The organism is Streptomyces sp. 351MFTsu5.1, from assembly GCF_000383655.1.
Classification (GTDB): domain Bacteria; phylum Actinomycetota; class Actinomycetes; order Streptomycetales; family Streptomycetaceae; genus Streptomyces; species Streptomyces griseorubiginosus.
Genome location: NZ_KB911776.1, coordinates 376,061 through 391,995, shown reverse-complemented (window position 1 = coordinate 391,995; position 15,935 = coordinate 376,061). Strand labels below are relative to the sequence as shown.

Sequence of the window (15,935 nt, the reverse complement as noted above, 5' to 3'; positions counted from 1 at the left end):
CCGCTCAGGCGGGCACGTGCACCGTCTCCACGCGGCTCGCCACCAGCCGTTCGCGTTCCCGACGGGCCGCCCGTCCGCGCAGCCGCAGGATCTGGCTGACGCCGAGGGCCTGGAGCACGAAGACGGAGGAGAAGGCGACGCTGTAGTTGTCGTCCGTCGCGTCCAGCAGCACCCCCACGGCGAGCAGGGTGGTCATCGAGGCGACGAAGCCGCCCATGTTCGTGATGCCGGACGCGGTGCCCTGCCGCTCCGGCGGGTTCGCCGGGCGCGCGAAGTCGAAGCCGAGCATCGACGCGGGTCCGCAGGAACCGAGCACCACGCACAGCACGATCAGCAGCCACATCGGCGCGCGCTCGCCGGGGTAGGCCAGCGTGGCCGCCCACAGCAGCGCCGTCACGCCCACCGTGCCGAGCGCGAGCGGCAGCCGCGCCCCGTGATGCCGGGCGACGACCTGGCCGTAGACGAGACCGACGACCATGTTGGACAGCACGACGAGAGTGAGCAGTTCACCCGCCGTCGCCCGGGACAGCCCCTGTGCCTGGACGAGGAACGGCAGGCCCCACAGCAGCAGGAACACCATCGCCGGGAACTGGGTCGTGAAGTGCACCCACAGGCCGAGCCGGGTGCCGGGCTCGCGCCAGGACGCGGCGATCTGACGCCGTACGTAGGCCGCCCCGCGGTGCGGGAAGGGCGCCGGCTCGTGGCCCTCGGGGTGGTCCTTGAGGAAGAGCAGCAGCAGGACGAGCACGACGACTCCGGCGAGCGCGCTGCCCGCGAACGCGGCGGTCCAGCCGACCCCGTGCAGCAGACGGGCCAGGACCAGCGTGGAGACCAGGTTGCCCGCCATGCCGACGAGTCCGGCGAGCTGGGCGACCAGGGGTCCGCGCCGGGCCGGGAACCAACGGGTGCCCAGGCGCAGCACGCTGATGAAGGTCATCGCGTCGCCGCAGCCGAGCAGGGCGCGCGAGGCGAGCGCGGTGCCGTACGACGGGGAGAACGCGAAGCCGAGCTGTCCCGCGGTGAACAGCACCACGCCCAGGGTGAGCACCTTCTTGGTGCCGAGCCGGTCCACGAGCAGGCCGACGGGTATCTGCATGCCCGCGTAGACGAGGAGCTGGAGGATCGAGAAGGTCGACAGGGCCGAGGCGTTCACATGGAAGCGGTCGGCCGCGTCGAGTCCGGCGACCCCGAGGGACGTTCGGAAGATGACCGCGACGAAGTACACGGAGACGCCGATGCCCCAGACGGCCATCGCGCGCCGGCCGCCCGGAGGGTCGCCCGGAAGAACCGCGGGGCGGCTCATCGCACCTCCCCGCGCGCCAGGTGGGAGAACCACTCGACATGACCGTGGATCAGGCTCGTGACCGCCTCCGTGTCGCCGGAGCGCAGGGCCCGCAGGATCTGCTCGTGCTCGGCGAGCGTCTTGGTGATGCGGTCCGGGTGGGCGTGCATGACGGCGACCCCCATCCTGAGCTGACGGTCACGGAGCTGGTCGTAGAGGCGGTTGAGGATCTCGTTGCCGCCGCTGCGGACGATCTCGGCGTGGAAACAGCGGTCGGTGACGGCCGCGCCGGCCAGGTCTCCGGCGGCGGCCTGCGCCTTCTGCTGGGCGAGCAGTTCCTCGAGCCGGGCGATGAGTTGCGGGGAGGCCGGTACGGCCTTGCGGACGGCGTGCGTCTCGACCAGCTGGCGGGTCTCGACGACGTCCGCGATCTCCTGCGCGGAGACGGGCAGGACCAGCGCTCCCTTTTTCGGGTAAAGCTTGATCAGCCCTTCGACCTCCAGCCGCAGCAGCGCTTCCCGCACAGGCGTACGAGAAACGCCGACGGCCTCGGCGAGCTCGCCCTCGGTGAGCAGACTCCCGCCCTCGTAACGGCGGTCCAGCACACCCTGCTTGACGTGGGTGTAGACGCGGTCGGCGGCGGGGGGCTGTTTCACTGCCAGGGTCATGCCCACAGCTTAGATACAACACGTACGCATGGAATATCCGTCCACGATGCGGACCTGTGTACCAACGGTGTCACAGAAGGCACCCCTGACCGCTTCACCCCACAACCATTCGTGCTAGATACGTGTCTCATGCGTGCGGCCCCCTTTCTTCCCCTCCAACTCGGCCGCACCTCAGGGGCATTCAACACAATCGGGGTATTCCAGTTGATTACCGCCATCACCGGCACCAAGGGCAGCCGTCTCCGCCGCGCCGCCACGGTCAGCGTCACCGCCGGCGCCATGCTCGCCACCGGCGCCCTGGCCGCCGTGCCGGCGCAGGCCGCCACCGCGCCCTCGATCGTGGCCAAGGGCGGCTACGTCATGAACAACTCGACCGCGAAGACGCTGTACACCAAGGCGGCCGACACCAAGCGTTCCACGGGTTCCACGACCAAGATCATGACCGCGAAGGTCGTGCTCGCGCAGTCGAACCTGAACCTGGACAAGAAGGTCACGATCCAGAAGGCGTACAGCGACTACGTCGTCGCGAACAACGCCTCGCAGGCCCACCTCATCGTCGGCGACAAGGTCACCGTCCGTCAGCTGCTGTACGGGCTGATGCTGCCGTCGGGCTGCGACGCCGCGTACGCGCTCGCCGACACCTACGGCTCCGGCTCGACCCGTGCCGCGCGCGTGAAGTCGTTCATCGGCAAGATGAACAAGGCCGCCACGGACCTCGGCCTGCGCAACACGAAGTTCGACTCGTTCGACGGCATCGGCAACGGCAACAACTACTCGACGCCGCGCGACCTGACGAAGATCGCCAGCAGCGCGATGAAGAACTCCACGTTCCGCACGATCGTGAAGACGAAGAAGTACACGGCGAAGACGATCACCAAGACGGGCTCCACCCGCACGATGGCCGCCTGGACCAACACCAACGGCCTGCTCAGCAGCTACAGCGGCACCATCGGCGTGAAGACCGGCTCCGGCCCCGAGGCCAAGTACTGCCTCGTCTTCGCCGCCACCCGCAACGGCAAGACCATCATCGGCACGGTCCTCGCCTCCACCTCGATCGCCCAGCGCGAGGCGGACGCGAAGAAGCTCCTCAACTACGGCTTCGCAACGGCCGGCTGACACCTGCACCTGCCAAGGGGCCTGCCACTGGATCTACGGCGGGCCCCTTTGCCATGTCTTCACGCAAGCGAAATCAGGGGTATTTACCTCGCATTGGTGAATATCATTATGTAAATTGGCATATTCGCTTTCCTTCGCCCTAGGTTCCGCTGCGGAGGTGGTTCACGTGAACGAACCCAGCAAGCGGCCCGAGGCGGGCAAGAGGCGGGACGCGATCGACGTCAGCGACTTCGTCTACGCGGCGACCGGACACCGGATCCGGAGGCTGACCATGCCGGACGGGAACCATTGGTTTCCGGCGGTGGATGTGTGCAGGCAACTGGGGCACACGAATCCGCAGAAGGCTCTCGCAGACCATGTCCCGACAGACCAGCGAGACATCCTCGAGACCCTAACTGGAGGTTACGGTCTCAGCGTTCCCGCAGGTAGAGAGTGGCGGCGAGACTTGAACGTCATCTCTCTCCAGGGGCTGATCCTGCTCGTCAACGCCTGCACCAAGCCCTCCTGCGCCCCCTTCAAACAGTGGGCCGCAGAGGTGATCGAGACCGTCCAGCGAGAGGGCTCCTACACCCTCGAAGAAGCCGAGGTGCAGCCTTCCGAGCCGGGAGCCCCCATCGCCTACGCGATGCCGGAACAGGTCGCCGAGGCCATCGTCCGGCTTGAGGAACGCAATCTCCAGGCGGACGAACAACTCGCAGTCGCCCAGCACAAGTCGATCGCGCTGCAAGAGGCGATCGTGGAGTCACAGCGAGAAATGCTCGAGACGCAGCGAGCCGCTCTCGCCGCCCAACAGGCCATCGCCCTGGCTATGGAGCGCATCGCGGACCGGCTCGACGCCCTCGCTCTCGAACGGCCTGCACACACCCAGGACTTGTCCACACCGCCGACCACGGAATCCGTCCTGGCCGACTGGCGGCGGCGATTGTCCGTGACCGAGGACGTCTGGACCGTGGCTGTCGTCATCGCTCCTGTGCTCGTCGAGGAGGGTGAGCTGCGGCAGCCGCTCGAATCGATCGCGGCCCGGACCGGACTGACTGTGCACCGCGTCAACGAATGCCTGCGGCTCCTGCGCAAGCACGCCTGCATCAGGTCTCAGGGAGCCACGGAGGCCGGCGCTCCGGTGTACGTGCTCAACCGGTCCTGAGCCACCCTGCGTAGAAATGGGTGAAGGGGCGGTCGCAATCCGAAGTTGCGGCCGTCCCTTCACTGTTGGACAACCTGACCCGCTCGGGACAGGTCACGCCCAGGTGATCAGTTTCTTCGGTTGTTCCAGGATCGCCGCCACGTCGGCCAGGACCTTGGAGCCCAGTTCGCCGTCCACCAGGCGGTGGTCGAAGCTCAAGGCCAGCGTGGTGACCTGGCGGGGCTTGACCTTGCCCTTGTGGACCCACGGCTGGAGTCGGATCGCGCCGACGGCGAGGATCGCGGACTCGCCGGGCGGCAGGATCGGCGTGCCGGTGTCGACGCCGAAGACGCCGACGTTGGTGATGGTGACGGTGCCGCCCTGCATCGCGGCCGGGGAGGTCCTGCCCTCCTTGGCCGTGGCCACCAGCTCGCCCAGCGACTCCGCGAGTTGCGGCAGCGTCTTGGCGTGGGCGTCCTTGATGTTCGGGACGATCAGGCCCCGGGGCGTGGCCGCGGCGATGCCCAGGTTGACGTAGTGCTTGACCACGATCTCCTGGTTCGCCTCGTCCCAGGAGGCGTTGATGTCCGGGTGGCGCTTGATCGCGACCAGCAGGGCCTTCGCGATCAGCAGCAGCGGGTTGACCCTGAGGCCCTGGAGGTCCTTGTCCTGCTTGAGTTCCTCGACGAGCTTGAGGGTCCGGGTGACGTCCACCGTCACGAACTCGGTGACATGCGGGGCGGTGAACGCGGAACCGACCATCGCCGCGGCCGTCGCCTTGCGGACACCCTTGACCGGGACACGGGTCTCACGCGCCGCGTCGTAGGAGGCGGCGGGCGCCGCCGGGACCACCTGGGCCTGGGCCGGGGCCTGCACCGGCGCCGTCGCAGGTGCCTCCGTCGGCGTGACCGCCGCGTGCACGTCCTCACGCGTGATGATGCCGTCCGGGCCGGACGGAATCACCGTGGCGAGGTCGACGCCCAGGTCCTTGGCCAGCTTGCGCACCGGCGGCTTGGCCAGCGGACGGGACTGCCCGGCAGCCGGCGCGGTGGGCGCCGGAGCGTGGCCGTTCAGCTCGGCCTGGACCGCCACGACCGCCGGGGCCTGCTGGAAGGGGACCTCGGGGCCCTTGCGGGGGCGGCGTTTGGTGGAGGAGGTGGCCACGCCGTAGCCGACCAGGACCGGTTGACGGCCCGAACCCGCCGGCTTGGGCTCCTTCTCCGCCGGAGCGGCCTCAGCAGCCGCGGGCTCCACGACCACAGGCTCCGCGACCACGGGCTCCGCGGCCGTGGGTGCCCCACCCGCCACGTCGACCGCGATGATCGCCGTGCCCACGTCCACCGTGGTGCCCGCGGGGAAGCGCAGTTCGCGCACCACCCCGTCGTAGGGGATGGGCAGTTCGACGGCCGCCTTGGCCGTCTCCACCTCGCACACCACCTGACCGTCGGTCACGGTGTCGCCGGGCTTGACGTACCAGGTCAGGATCTCGGCCTCGGTCAGGCCCTCGCCCACGTCGGGCATCTTGAACTCGCGTACGGACGCATCCGTCATCGTCGTCACGACCCTCTCCTCAGTACGCCAGGGCGCGGTCGACGGCGTCCAGCACCCGGTCCAGGCCGGGCAGGTACTCCTCCTCCAGCCGCGCCGGCGGATACGGGGCGTGGTAGCCGCCCACCCGCAGCACCGGTGCCTCCAGGTGGTAGAAGCAGCGCTCGGTGATCCGGGCCGCGATCTCCGCGCCCGAGCCGAAGAACACCGGCGCCTCGTGCACCACCACCAGACGGCGGGTCTTCTCCACCGACGCCTGGATCGAGTCGAAGTCCAGCGGCGAGACCGACCTGAGGTCCACGACCTCCAGCGACCTGCCCTCCTCGGCGGCCGCGTCGGCCACCTCCTGGCACAGCTTCACCATCGGGCCGTAGGCGACCAGCGTCAGATCGGTGCCCTCCCGCACGACCTGCGCCTTGTGCAGGGGGCCGGGGATGGCCTCGGTGTTGACCTCGCCCTTGTCCCAGTACCTGCGCTTGGGCTCGAAGAAGATCACCGGGTCGTCGCTCTGGATGGCCTGCTGCATCATCCAGTAGGCGTCCGACGCGTTGGACGGCGAGACCACCTTCAGGCCCGCCACATGCGCGAACAGCGCCTCGGGCGACTCCGAGTGGTGCTCGACCGCGCCGATGCCGCCGCCGTAGGGGATGCGGACGACCACCGGCATCTTGACCTTGCCCAGCGAACGCGCGTGCATCTTGGCCAGCTGGGTGACGATCTGGTCGTAGGCCGGGAAGACGAAGCCGTCGAACTGGATCTCCACCACCGGGCGGTAGCCGCGCAGGGCCAGTCCGATCGCGGTGCCGACGATGCCCGACTCGGCGAGCGGGGTGTCGATGACCCGGTCCTCGCCGAAGTCCTTCTGCAGCCCGTCGGTCACCCGGAACACACCGCCGAGCTTGCCGACGTCCTCGCCCATGACGAGGACCTTCGGGTCGGTGTCCAGGGCACGCCGCAGCGATTCGTTGATCGCCTTGGCCAGAGCCATCTTTTCCGCTGCCATGATCAGGCCCCTTCCCCATCCGCGAACGACGCCTGGTAGGCGGCGAACCCGGCCCGCTCCTCGTCGACGAGCGCATGCCCGTCCGCGTACGCGTGCTCGAAGATCGCGAAGCGGTCCGGATCCGGCATGGCCCGCACCACCTCACGCACTCGCCTGCCCAACGCCTCGGACTCGGTCTCCAGTTCCGCGAAGAATCCCTCGTCCGCGTGGTTTGAGGACTCCAGGTACCGGCGCAGGCGCAGGATCGGGTCCTTCGCCTCCCAGGCCTCGCGCTCCTCGTCGGCCCGGTACTTGCTGGGGTCGTCGGAGGTGGTGTGGGCACCCATGCGGTAGGTGTACGCCTCGACGAGCGTCGGCCCCTCACCCGCGCGGGCCCGCTCCAGGGCCCACTTGGTGACGGCCAGGGAGGCGAGGACGTCGTTGCCGTCGACCCGTACGCCGGGGAAGCCGAAGCCCTGCGCGCGCTGGTAGAGCGGGACGCGGGTCTGCTTCTCGGTCGGCTCGGAGATGGCCCACTGGTTGTTCTGGCAGAAGAACACGACCGGGGCGTTGTAGACGGCGGAGAAGGTGAACGATTCCGCCACGTCGCCCTGGCTGGAGGCGCCGTCGCCGAAGTAGGCGATCACGGCGCTGTCCGCGCCGTCCTTGGCGACGCCCATCGCGTAGCCGGTGGCGTGCAGCGTCTGGGAGCCGATGACGATCGTGTACAGGTGGAAGTTGTTGCTGTTGGGGTCCCAGCCGCCGTTGTTCACACCCCGGAACATGCCGAGCAGGTTGGTCGGGTCGACCCCGCGGCACCAGGCGACGCCGTGCTCGCGGTAGGTGGGGAAGACGTAGTCGTCGTCGCGCAGCGCGCGGCCGGAGCCGATCTGGGCGGCCTCCTGGCCGAGCAGCGAGGCCCACAGGCCCAGCTCGCCCTGGCGCTGGAGGGACGTGGCCTCGGCGTCGAAGCGACGGGTGAGCACCATGTCGCGATACAGACCGCGGAGCTCTTCGGGGGTGATGTCGGCGACGTACTTGTCGTACGTGGCGTTCTTGACGCGCTTGCCCTCGGGCGTCAGCAGCTGAACCAGTTCGGGCTTGGTGCTCGGGGACTTCCTCGTCCCGGCGCTGCGTCGCGGCTTGCGCGCGGCAGTGCTCTCCACGGTCACGTGTGCTCCTCCGTCGGTCCGGCCCCCGGGGTTGCCGGGTGTACCAGTGCGGCTCACCTGTTCCCGACTCCCGTGCCACGGGGTGGGTGCCACTCGGCCGGAACAGGCGTGACAGGTGCCCCGGCGAGCGCCCTGCAAGAATCACGTTACCCAGTGCTCCACATTTCTGTGAAACCCCCTTTGACCTGCGATTTTGCTTGGATTTCCAAGTAAATCGGGAAAGGGCCGAAGGGGTGCTGGTCACAGCCTTGCAGGAGGCCGGAGCAACGGCACGTTATCCCGTCTACCCAGGTCACCGGAAGACTTTCCGTGTCCGACTTCCGGAGTGCACGAAGGGGTGGAAATCATGGAATTCCACCAGGACGGCCGCACGCGGCCCCGAGCGTCACTTCCTGTACCCACCCTGAACGAATATGACTGTCTGTGACAACGCCCAGCTCAGCGGGGTGTCCCGTGCCCTAGCATCTGGCGCGTGCCGCGCTCTTCTGTACCACCCCCGGTGTTTCACGCGCCCCCGCTGGGCGCTCTCCTCCGCCGGTACTCCGCCGGATCCGCCCTCACCTGCGACCCCGTCGACCAGGGGCTCCTGAACCGCGGCTACCGGTTGTGCACGACCCGCGGCCGCTACTTCCTCAAGCACCACTTCGACCCCGAGACCGCCGCCCCGGAGGCCATCGCCCGCCAGCACCGGGCCACCCAGCGCCTGGCCGACCTCGGCGTCCCGGTCGCCCCGCCGCTGCCCGCCCACGACGGCCGTACGGTCGCGGTCGTCGGCGGCCACGCCTACGCCCTGCACCCCTGGATCGAAGGACGCCACCGCCACGGCGCGCAGCTCACCCCCACCCAGTGCGGCCGCCTGGGAGCGTTGCTGGGGGTGGTGCACGCGAGCCTGGAGCGCGTGATGCCGACCGGCCGCACCGCACCGGCCCACCGCGCCGCCCCTGCCTCCGCCCCGGCCGCCGACCCCGAGGTGACCTTCACCGTCATCGACGACCTCCTCGCGCGCGTGCACCGGCACCGGCCCGCCGACTCCTTCGACGAGCTGGCCCGGCACCGGCTGCTGGAGCGGCGGACCCTGCTGGAGCAGCACATGGGGCGGCGGCCTCCGCACGGCGGCCCCGTGGGCTGGGTGCACGGGGACTTCCACCCCTTCAACCTGCTCTACCGGGGCGACGCGCCCGCCGCGATCGTCGACTGGGACCGGCTCGGAGTGAAGCCGCGCGCCGAGGAGGCCGTACGCGCCGCCGCGATCTTCTTCGTACGGCCGGCGGGAGCCCTCGACCTGCCGAAGGTCCGGGCGTACGCGCGCGCGTACCGGCGCACGGCGGGAGCCACGCCCTCGGAACTCGCGGCGGCCGTGCACCGGGTGTGGTGGGAGCGCCTCAACGACTTCTGGATGCTGCGCTGGCACTACGAGCGCGGAGACACCCGCGCGGACCCCCAGTTCCCGGCGGCCTCCGCGCTGGTCGTGTGGTGGACACGGGAGTACGACGCAGTGTGCGACGCGTTCGCCGGCTGAGGGCGGCGTCGTACGGCCTGCGCCTACGGCCCGTCAACGGCACGCGCGCGCGGGTCCGTTCATGGACCCACGCGCGCGGGGAGGACTTCAGCGGATCGCTTCAGCGGATCAGGAGTCGTCGCCGCCGGTCGGCCCCGAGATGACGCCCCCACCACCGGTCGGCGCCGCCGTGTCGGAGGGCTCCGCCGTCTCCGTCGGCTCCGCCGTCTCCGTGGGCTCCGTCGCCGTAGCCGTCGGCTCGGTGGGCGTGGGCGACGGCGAGTAGGAGCGTGTGTACGACGGGGTGTAGGAGGGCGTGTAGTTGGAGCCGCCCGAGCCGCTGTCGTCGGTGGACGTGTCGGTCGAGTCGTCCGTCTGCGCCTCGCTGGGCGTCTCGCTGGCCGACTGGTCGTCGGTGGACTTCGAGGTGGTCGCCGTGGGGCTGGTCTCGGTGCCGCCGCTGCCCTTGCCGCCGCCGTTGAGCGCCAGCGCGACACCCGCCGCGACCGCGATCACCGCCAGGACGGCCAGTATCCACAGCTTGCCGCGGCCGCTGCCCCGGTTGCCGTGGCCCTCGAAGCCGCCGTCGTCCCCGCCGCCGTAGCCGCCCGGCAGGATCGGCTGCGGGATCTGGGTGGTGCCGGAGGCGGCGCCGGGGTGCGGGAGCACGCTGGTGCTCGCGAAGCCCGCGGGGGGCGTGCCGCGGCCGTCGTGCGCCGTCACGGGGCCGGTGTTCCAGGTGCCGGTGTGGCCGCCCTGGTCGTACAGCATCTGGAGGCCGTACTGGACCAGCCCGCGCATCTCCTCGGCCGTCTGGAAGCGGTCGTCCGGCTCCTTGGCGAGCGAGCGCATGACCAGGCCGTCCAGCTCCGGCGGGACCGACTGGGAGACCTGGGAGGGCGGCGTCGGGATGTCCTGGACGTGCTGGTAGACGACGGACAGCGGGGTCTCGCCGGTGAACGGGGGCCTGAGGGCGAGGAGTTCGTAGAGGAGACAGCCCGTCGCGTACAGGTCGGAGCGGTGGTCGACGGCCTTGCCGAGGGCCTGCTCGGGGGAGAGGTACTGCGGGGTGCCCATGACCATGCCGGTCTGCGTCATCGTGGTGGACGCGCCGTGCAGGGCGCGGGCGATGCCGAAGTCCATCACCTTGACCGCGCCGTTGTGCGTGATGATCACGTTCGCCGGCTTGATGTCACGGTGCACGATGCCGTGCTGGTGCGAGTAGGCGAGCGCCTCCAGGACCCCGGAGACGATGATCAGGGCCTGCTCGGGCCCGGGCGCCTCGGCGTTGAGCAGCAGGTCGCGGATCGTCCGTCCTTCGACGATCTCCATGACGATGTACGGCACCGACTGGCCGCCCACGTAGTCCTCGCCGGAGTCGTACACGGCGACGATCGCGTGGTGGTTGAGGCCGGCCACGGACTGGGCCTCGCGCGTGAAGCGGGCCTTGGAGGTCGGGTCCTCGGCGAGGTCGGCGCGGAGCAGCTTGACCGCCACGGTGCGTCCGAGCCGTACGTCCTCGGCCGCGAACACCTCGGCCATTCCGCCCCGGCCGAGTCTGCGGGTCAGCCGGTACCGGCCGTCCCCGACCAGTCCGCCGTTCCCCCACAGCTCCGGCGCATCTGACATTCCGCCGCCAGTCGCCTCGGGGTCGGACGGGCCCTGAGCGCGCTGCTGCTGTGCCATCGGTCCTCGCCGTCGTTTCTGCCCGCGGTGCGCGCGGTGTTGTTACGGTCTCCGTCGGCCACGCTACAGCCTTCGCGCAAGCCGCCGGTCCGGGATGAGCCCGGGGACCGGCCCGAGACGGACCGGTCATCAAACCTGTACTACGTCTCGGCGTGCAAATCCTGTGTACCGGTGGTGGGCCACCTGTAACGCCCGCGCGACCCATCTTTCCCGTACGGCCACGGAACGGGCACCACGCCCGACGATCCGGTGGACCCTGTCACCGGCCGGGCTCCGTGTCCAAGGTCACGGAAGAAGAACCCGAACGAGCGCTTCCGGCGCCCGGCCTGACAGGAAGGGCCCGGCAGCCGACGCTGCCGGGCCCCTGGTCGTTCGACGTCTACGGGTACGGTCCGCGTCTACAGGTACGGTCCGCCCGAGCGGCCGCCCGCGCGCGGGTCGCCGCCCTCCTCGTGGCCGCCGACGCCCGGCGGGAGGGCGCGACGCATCGACTCCAGCTGGGCCCGCGCGGCCATCTGCTGGGCGAACAGGGTGGTCTGGATCCCGTGGAAGAGTCCCTCCAGCCAGCCCACCAACTGGGCCTGCGCGATACGCAGTTCCGCGTCGCTCGGGGTCGCGTCCTCGTTGAAGGGCAGGGAGAGCCGCTCCAGCTCCTCCACGAGCTCCGGGGCCAGACCGTCCTCCAGCTCCTTGACCGAGCTGGAATGGATCTCCTTGAGGCGGGCCCGGCTGGCCTCGTCGAGGGGAGCCGCGCGCACCTCTTCGAGCAGCTGCTTGATCATGCTGCCGATCCGCATGACCTTCGCGGGCTGCTCGACCATCTCCGTGACCGGAACCTCGCGGGAGTCGTCGTCACCCCCGCCGCCCAGTGCCATCCCGTCCTGACCCACGACCAGGATCTGGGGGCTTTCCGGCGAACCTTCGTTCCTCGGCATCTCCATGCAGCCATTCTCTCGCACCCGTACCTCTCCCCGGTGCGGTGCCCCCGGTGCGGGCTGGTCCACCGTTCCGGCCGCCGATCGACACCTGTGCCTCGTCCGGAATGCCGGTCAACGGACTGAATGCCAGTCTTGTCCCGTGACTCCTTGGCTGCACGCGACGGTACTGGCGCTCGTGGTGGGGTCGAGCACGGCCGTCCTGCCGTCCGGGGGATGGCCCACGGGCACGATCCAGCCGTACGACGCCGGGCCCCGGCCCCTGCTGTCCGCCGTCGGCGCGGCCTCGCCGGGGGCCTTGCAGCGGCCGTTCTCGCCCCTGGGGCTCTCCGCGCCGACTCACGGGCCGACTCATCGACGGACGCCGGTCACGGCTGTGCCCGGCCCGAGCGCCTCCCCCTCGCGCACGGCGTCGGCCCCGCTGTCGGACCACGAGCCGAGGAACAGCCCGCCCCCCTCGCACCCCGCCGACTCCGCACAGGCCCACGGCCCCCACCGCGCCTCCCCCTCACCCTCCCTCGCACCCGCTCCCTCGGCCGCCACCCCCTCCCGCGCCGGCAGCCTGGCCGGCGAGGGGCGGGAGCGGCCCGGGCGCCGGGAGGAGCCGCCGCCGGAGGACGACGACCCCACCGACGCCACCGACGCCACGGGGACCGGCACCGATGACGGTGACCTCACCGCCGTCTCGGAGCCGCCGCGCGAGACCGCCGCCGCGACCGCGCCGCGGGGTGCGGCACAGACCGCGGCCAAGGTGTTCATCCTGCCGCTGGGCACCGGGCTGGTGCTGATCGGTCTGGGGATCGGCCTCGCCCTGTTCGCCCTGCGGTTGCGCCGCGGTTAGGACCTGCGGTCAGGGCGTGACCAATGGACCTGTGGTCAAGGCGTGACCAGCAGGACCTTGCCGATGTGGCCGCTCTCCTCGACGACCCGGTGCGCGGCGGCCGCGTCGCTCATCGGCAGTTCCCGGTCGACGACGGGACGGACGTGCCCGGCGTCCAGCAGCGGCCATACATGCTCCCGTACGGCCGCCACGATCGCCGTCTTCTCGGACGTCGGCCGGGCCCGCAGCGAGGTCGCGCTGATCGCGGCCCGCTTGTTCAGCAGCGCGGCGATGTTCAGTTCGCCCTTGATGCCGCCCTGCATGCCGATGATCGCGAGCCGCCCGTTGACGGCGAGCGCCTGGATGTTGCGGTCGAGGTACTTGGCGCCCATGTTGTCGAGGATGACGTCGGCCCCGGCGCCGTCGGTCGCCTTCCTGATCTCCTCGACGAAGTCCTGCTCCCGGTAGTTGATCAGGATGTCCGCGCCGAGTTCGGCACAGCGGTCCAGCTTGGCCCGCGTGCCCGCGGTCACCGCGACCTTGGCGCCCACGGCCTTCGCGAGCTGGATCGCCATCGTGCCGATGCCGCTGGAGCCGCCGTGCACGAGGAGCGTCTCGCCGGGGCGCAGGTGGGCGACCATGAACACGTTCGACCAGACCGTGCAGACCACCTCGGGCAGCGCGGCCGCCCGCGTCACGTCGAGGCCCTTGGGCACCGGCAGCAGCTGCCCGGCCGGTACGGCGACCTTCTCGGCGTAGCCGCCGCCCCCGAGCAGGGCGCAGACCTCGTCACCGATGGCCCAGCCGGTGACCCCGGGGCCCAGCGCGGCGATCCGCCCGGAGCACTCCAGGCCGGGGTAGGGGGAGGCGCCGGGCGGCGGGTCGTAGAAGCCCTGGCGCTGGAGGATGTCGGCACGGTTGACGGCCCCGGCCACCACATCGACCAGCACCTCACCTTCGCCGGCGACAGGATCGGAAACCTCGCTCCACACCAGCGCCTCGGGCCCACCGGGTTCAGGAATCGTGATCGCATACATGACACCGACGCTACCCGCACGCGGCGCCGCACCCGCCTGACCACCCTCCCCGGCACCCGGATGGCGCCCGCTCCGAAAAACCCCGTGCGTCACCGATGAGTTCGCGCGACGGTAAAGGTCTTCCCATGCGTAGCTCAAGTGCGTAGCCCAAGCACGCGGAAGGAACCCGCCCATGAGCCAGCACACGTCAGCCCTGGCGATCGAGACCGCGGGCCTCGTGAAGACGTTCGGTGAGACCAGGGCCGTCGACGGGGTCGACCTGGCGGTGCCGGCCGGCACGGTCTACGGCGTCCTCGGCCCGAACGGCGCCGGCAAGACCACGACCGTGAAGATGCTCGCCACCCTGCTGCGGCCGGACGGCGGCGAGGCCCATGTCTTCGGCCACGACGTCGTCCGCGAGGCCGACGAGGTCCGCGGCCGGGTCAGTCTCACCGGCCAGTACGCCTCCGTCGACGAGGACCTCACCGGCACCGAGAACCTGGTTCTGCTGGGCCGTCTCCTCGGCCACCACAAGAAGGCCGCCCGTGAGCGCGCCGGCCGGCTTCTGGAGGCGTTCGGGCTGTCGGAGGCCGCGGCCAAGCAGGTCAAGCACTACTCGGGCGGCATGCGGCGCCGTATCGACATCGCCGCGTCCATCCTGAACACCCCTGACCTGCTCTTCCTCGACGAGCCCACCACCGGGCTCGACCCGCGCTCCCGCAACCAGGTCTGGGACATCGTGCGCGCGGTCGTCGCCCAGGGCACCACCGTCCTGCTGACCACGCAGTACCTGGACGAGGCGGACCAGCTGGCCTCCCGGATCGCCGTCATCGACCACGGCAAGGTGATCGCCGAGGGCACCAAGGGCGAGCTGAAGGCGTCCGTGGGCGCCGGGACCGTCCATCTGCGCCTGCGCGAGAGCGGGCGGCGCCCCGAGGCGGCGGAGATCCTGCGGCGGGCCCTGGACGCCCGGGTGCAACTGGAACCGGACCCGGTCGCCCTGTCGGCCCGTCTCGGTTCGGAGACCGGTGACACGGCCGCCGAGCAGGCCTCCCGGGCCCTCGCGGAACTGGCCCGCACCGGCATCACCGTCGACAACTTCTCGCTGGGCCAGCCCAGCCTGGACGAGGTGTTCCTCGCCCTCACCGGACGCCCCACCGGCAACACCGACGACAGTGACGACACCGACGCCGAGGAGATGGCGGCATGAGCACCGTGACCCAGCCTCACGACAGGGCAGCGAAGGACCTCGCACCCGTCAGCGCCGAGTCGCTGGCCGCGCTGCTGGTCACCGGGGAGCGGCCGCCGCGCCCGAGCGCGCTGTCGGCCTCGCTGACCTTCGGCTGGCGGGCGATCCTCAAGATCAAGCACGTGCCGGAGCAGCTCTTCGACGTCACCGCGTTTCCGATCATGATGGTGCTGATGTACACGTACCTGTTCGGGGGCGCACTGGCCGGCTCCCCGAAGGAGTACATCCAGTTCCTGCTGCCCGGCATCCTCGTCATGTCGGTCGTGATGATCACGATGTACACCGGTATCTCGGTCAACACCGACATCGAGAAGGGCGTCTTCGACCGGTTCCGCTCGCTGCCCATCTGGCGGCCGTCGACGATGGTCGGCTACCTGCTCGGCGACGCCCTGCGCTACACCATCGCGTCGGTCGTGATGCTCACTGTCGGAGTGATCCTGGGCTACCGCCCGGACGGCGGAGTCGGCGGTGTGCTCGCCGGGATCGCGCTCCTGGTCGTCTTCTCGTTCGCGTTCTCGTGGATCTGGACGATGTTCGGGCTGCTGCTGCGCACCGAGAAGTCGGTCATGGGCGTCAGCATGATGGTGATCTTCCCGCTGACCTTCCTGTCCAACGTCTTCGTCGACCCGAGGACCATGCCGGGCTGGCTCCAGGCCTTCGTCAACAACAGCCCCGTCAGCCATCTGGCCTCGGCGGTGCGCGAACTGATGGCGGGCGACTGGCCCACCGACGAGATCGCCTGGTCGCTGGGGTGGGCGGGCCTGTTCGTCGCGGTCTTCGGGCCGGTCACCATGCGCCTGTACAACCGCAAGTGACCGGCTCGAAGATCCCCTGGAAGGC

Annotated in this window: 14 protein-coding genes; 6 read left to right on the top strand and 8 right to left on the bottom strand. The window is 70.2% G+C overall.

The features are described from left to right. Positions 1-4: 4 nt before the first annotated feature. Positions 5-1,303, bottom strand: coding sequence for an MFS transporter (locus H295_RS0105205; protein WP_020134276.1), 1,299 nt, complete (start codon positions 1,301-1,303; stop codon positions 5-7). Beyond that, positions 1,300-1,950, bottom strand: coding sequence for a GntR family transcriptional regulator (locus H295_RS0105200; RefSeq protein ID WP_028809065.1), 651 nt, complete (start codon positions 1,948-1,950; stop codon positions 1,300-1,302). Before H295_RS0105200 ends, H295_RS0105205 begins: the two co-directional genes overlap by 4 nt. Positions 1,951-2,229: 279 nt before the next feature. Here H295_RS0105200 and H295_RS0105195 point away from each other — a divergent pair, with 279 nt between their 5' ends. Together H295_RS0105195 and H295_RS0105190 are read left to right on the top strand one after the other, a co-directional pair. Next, positions 2,230-3,066 (top strand): D-alanyl-D-alanine carboxypeptidase family protein, encoded by an 837-nt coding sequence (locus H295_RS0105195; protein WP_234021575.1) that lies wholly within the window; start codon positions 2,230-2,232, stop codon positions 3,064-3,066. 166 nt (positions 3,067-3,232) lie between these two features. Then, complete coding sequence (locus tag H295_RS0105190; protein WP_020134273.1) at positions 3,233-4,210, top strand: Bro-N domain-containing protein; 978 nt, start codon at positions 3,233-3,235, stop codon at positions 4,208-4,210. A 93-nt stretch (positions 4,211-4,303) separates the two neighbouring features. Here H295_RS0105190 and H295_RS0105185 read toward each other — a convergent pair whose 3' ends face one another. Genes H295_RS0105185 through pdhA form a run of 3 tightly spaced genes read right to left on the bottom strand, consistent with a single transcriptional unit; the run spans position 4,304 to position 7,891 of the window. Then, entirely contained in the window at positions 4,304-5,749 is a 1,446-nt protein-coding gene (locus H295_RS0105185; RefSeq protein WP_020134272.1) for a dihydrolipoamide acetyltransferase family protein, read from the bottom strand. Between the two features lie 10 nt (positions 5,750-5,759). After that, a complete protein-coding gene (locus H295_RS0105180; RefSeq protein WP_030320104.1) occupies positions 5,760-6,740 on the bottom strand; it encodes an alpha-ketoacid dehydrogenase subunit beta in 981 nt (326 codons plus the stop codon). Positions 6,741-6,742: 2 nt separating this feature from the next. Continuing rightward, a complete protein-coding gene (pdhA, locus tag H295_RS0105175; protein ID WP_020134270.1) occupies positions 6,743-7,891 on the bottom strand; it encodes a pyruvate dehydrogenase (acetyl-transferring) E1 component subunit alpha in 1,149 nt (382 codons plus the stop codon). Between the two features lie 472 nt (positions 7,892-8,363). Between pdhA and H295_RS0105170 the strand changes: the two genes are divergently transcribed. Continuing rightward, the gene (locus tag H295_RS0105170; protein ID WP_043217058.1) at positions 8,364-9,410 is read left to right on the top strand and encodes a phosphotransferase; all 1,047 of its coding nucleotides are present in this window, start codon (positions 8,364-8,366) and stop codon (positions 9,408-9,410) included. A gap of 108 nt (positions 9,411-9,518) precedes the next feature. Here H295_RS0105170 and H295_RS0105165 read toward each other — a convergent pair whose 3' ends face one another. Continuing rightward, positions 9,519-11,075: a protein kinase domain-containing protein gene (locus tag H295_RS0105165; RefSeq protein WP_028809064.1), complete on the bottom strand. Its 1,557-nt coding sequence runs from the start codon at positions 11,073-11,075 to the stop codon at positions 9,519-9,521. Between the two features lie 398 nt (positions 11,076-11,473). After that, complete coding sequence (locus H295_RS0105160) at positions 11,474-12,016, bottom strand: bacterial proteasome activator family protein (protein ID WP_020134267.1); 543 nt, start codon at positions 12,014-12,016, stop codon at positions 11,474-11,476. A 136-nt stretch (positions 12,017-12,152) separates the two neighbouring features. Between H295_RS0105160 and H295_RS0105155 the strand changes: the two genes are divergently transcribed. Further along, on the top strand, positions 12,153-12,851 hold the full coding sequence (locus H295_RS0105155; protein ID WP_020134266.1) for a hypothetical protein: 699 nt from the start codon (positions 12,153-12,155) through the stop codon (positions 12,849-12,851). Between the two features lie 35 nt (positions 12,852-12,886). Here the strand turns inward: H295_RS0105155 and H295_RS0105150 are convergent, their stop codons facing one another. After that, complete coding sequence (locus tag H295_RS0105150; protein ID WP_028809063.1) at positions 12,887-13,867, bottom strand: NAD(P)H-quinone oxidoreductase; 981 nt, start codon at positions 13,865-13,867, stop codon at positions 12,887-12,889. A 172-nt stretch (positions 13,868-14,039) separates the two neighbouring features. On the opposite strand from H295_RS0105150, the gene H295_RS0105145 reads away from it, so the two are divergent. Continuing rightward, the gene (locus tag H295_RS0105145) at positions 14,040-15,056 is read left to right on the top strand and encodes an ATP-binding cassette domain-containing protein (RefSeq protein WP_020134264.1); all 1,017 of its coding nucleotides are present in this window, start codon (positions 14,040-14,042) and stop codon (positions 15,054-15,056) included. After that, on the top strand, positions 15,053-15,910 hold the full coding sequence (locus tag H295_RS0105140) for an ABC transporter permease (RefSeq protein WP_020134263.1): 858 nt from the start codon (positions 15,053-15,055) through the stop codon (positions 15,908-15,910). The genes H295_RS0105145 and H295_RS0105140 overlap by 4 nt, the downstream gene beginning before the upstream one ends. Positions 15,911-15,935 lie beyond the last annotated feature (25 nt).

Excerpts from the sequence above, each read along its gene's own strand:
- H295_RS0105205 (WP_020134276.1), bottom strand. The coding sequence starts at position 1,303 with ATGAGCCGCCCCGCGGTTCTTCCGGGCGACCCTCCGGGCGGCCGGCGC.
- H295_RS0105200 (WP_028809065.1), bottom strand. The coding sequence starts at position 1,950 with ATGACCCTGGCAGTGAAACAGCCCCCCGCCGCCGACCGCGTCTACACC.
- H295_RS0105195 (WP_234021575.1), top strand. The coding sequence starts at position 2,230 with ATGCTCGCCACCGGCGCCCTGGCCGCCGTGCCGGCGCAGGCCGCCACC.
- H295_RS0105180 (WP_030320104.1), bottom strand. The coding sequence starts at position 6,740 with ATGGCAGCGGAAAAGATGGCTCTGGCCAAGGCGATCAACGAATCGCTG.
- H295_RS0105165 (WP_028809064.1), bottom strand. The coding sequence starts at position 11,075 with ATGGCACAGCAGCAGCGCGCTCAGGGCCCGTCCGACCCCGAGGCGACT.
- H295_RS0105160 (WP_020134267.1), bottom strand. The coding sequence starts at position 12,016 with ATGGAGATGCCGAGGAACGAAGGTTCGCCGGAAAGCCCCCAGATCCTG.
- H295_RS0105150 (WP_028809063.1), bottom strand. The coding sequence starts at position 13,867 with ATGTATGCGATCACGATTCCTGAACCCGGTGGGCCCGAGGCGCTGGTG.
- H295_RS0105145 (WP_020134264.1), top strand. The coding sequence starts at position 14,040 with ATGAGCCAGCACACGTCAGCCCTGGCGATCGAGACCGCGGGCCTCGTG.
- H295_RS0105140 (WP_020134263.1), top strand. The coding sequence starts at position 15,053 with ATGAGCACCGTGACCCAGCCTCACGACAGGGCAGCGAAGGACCTCGCA.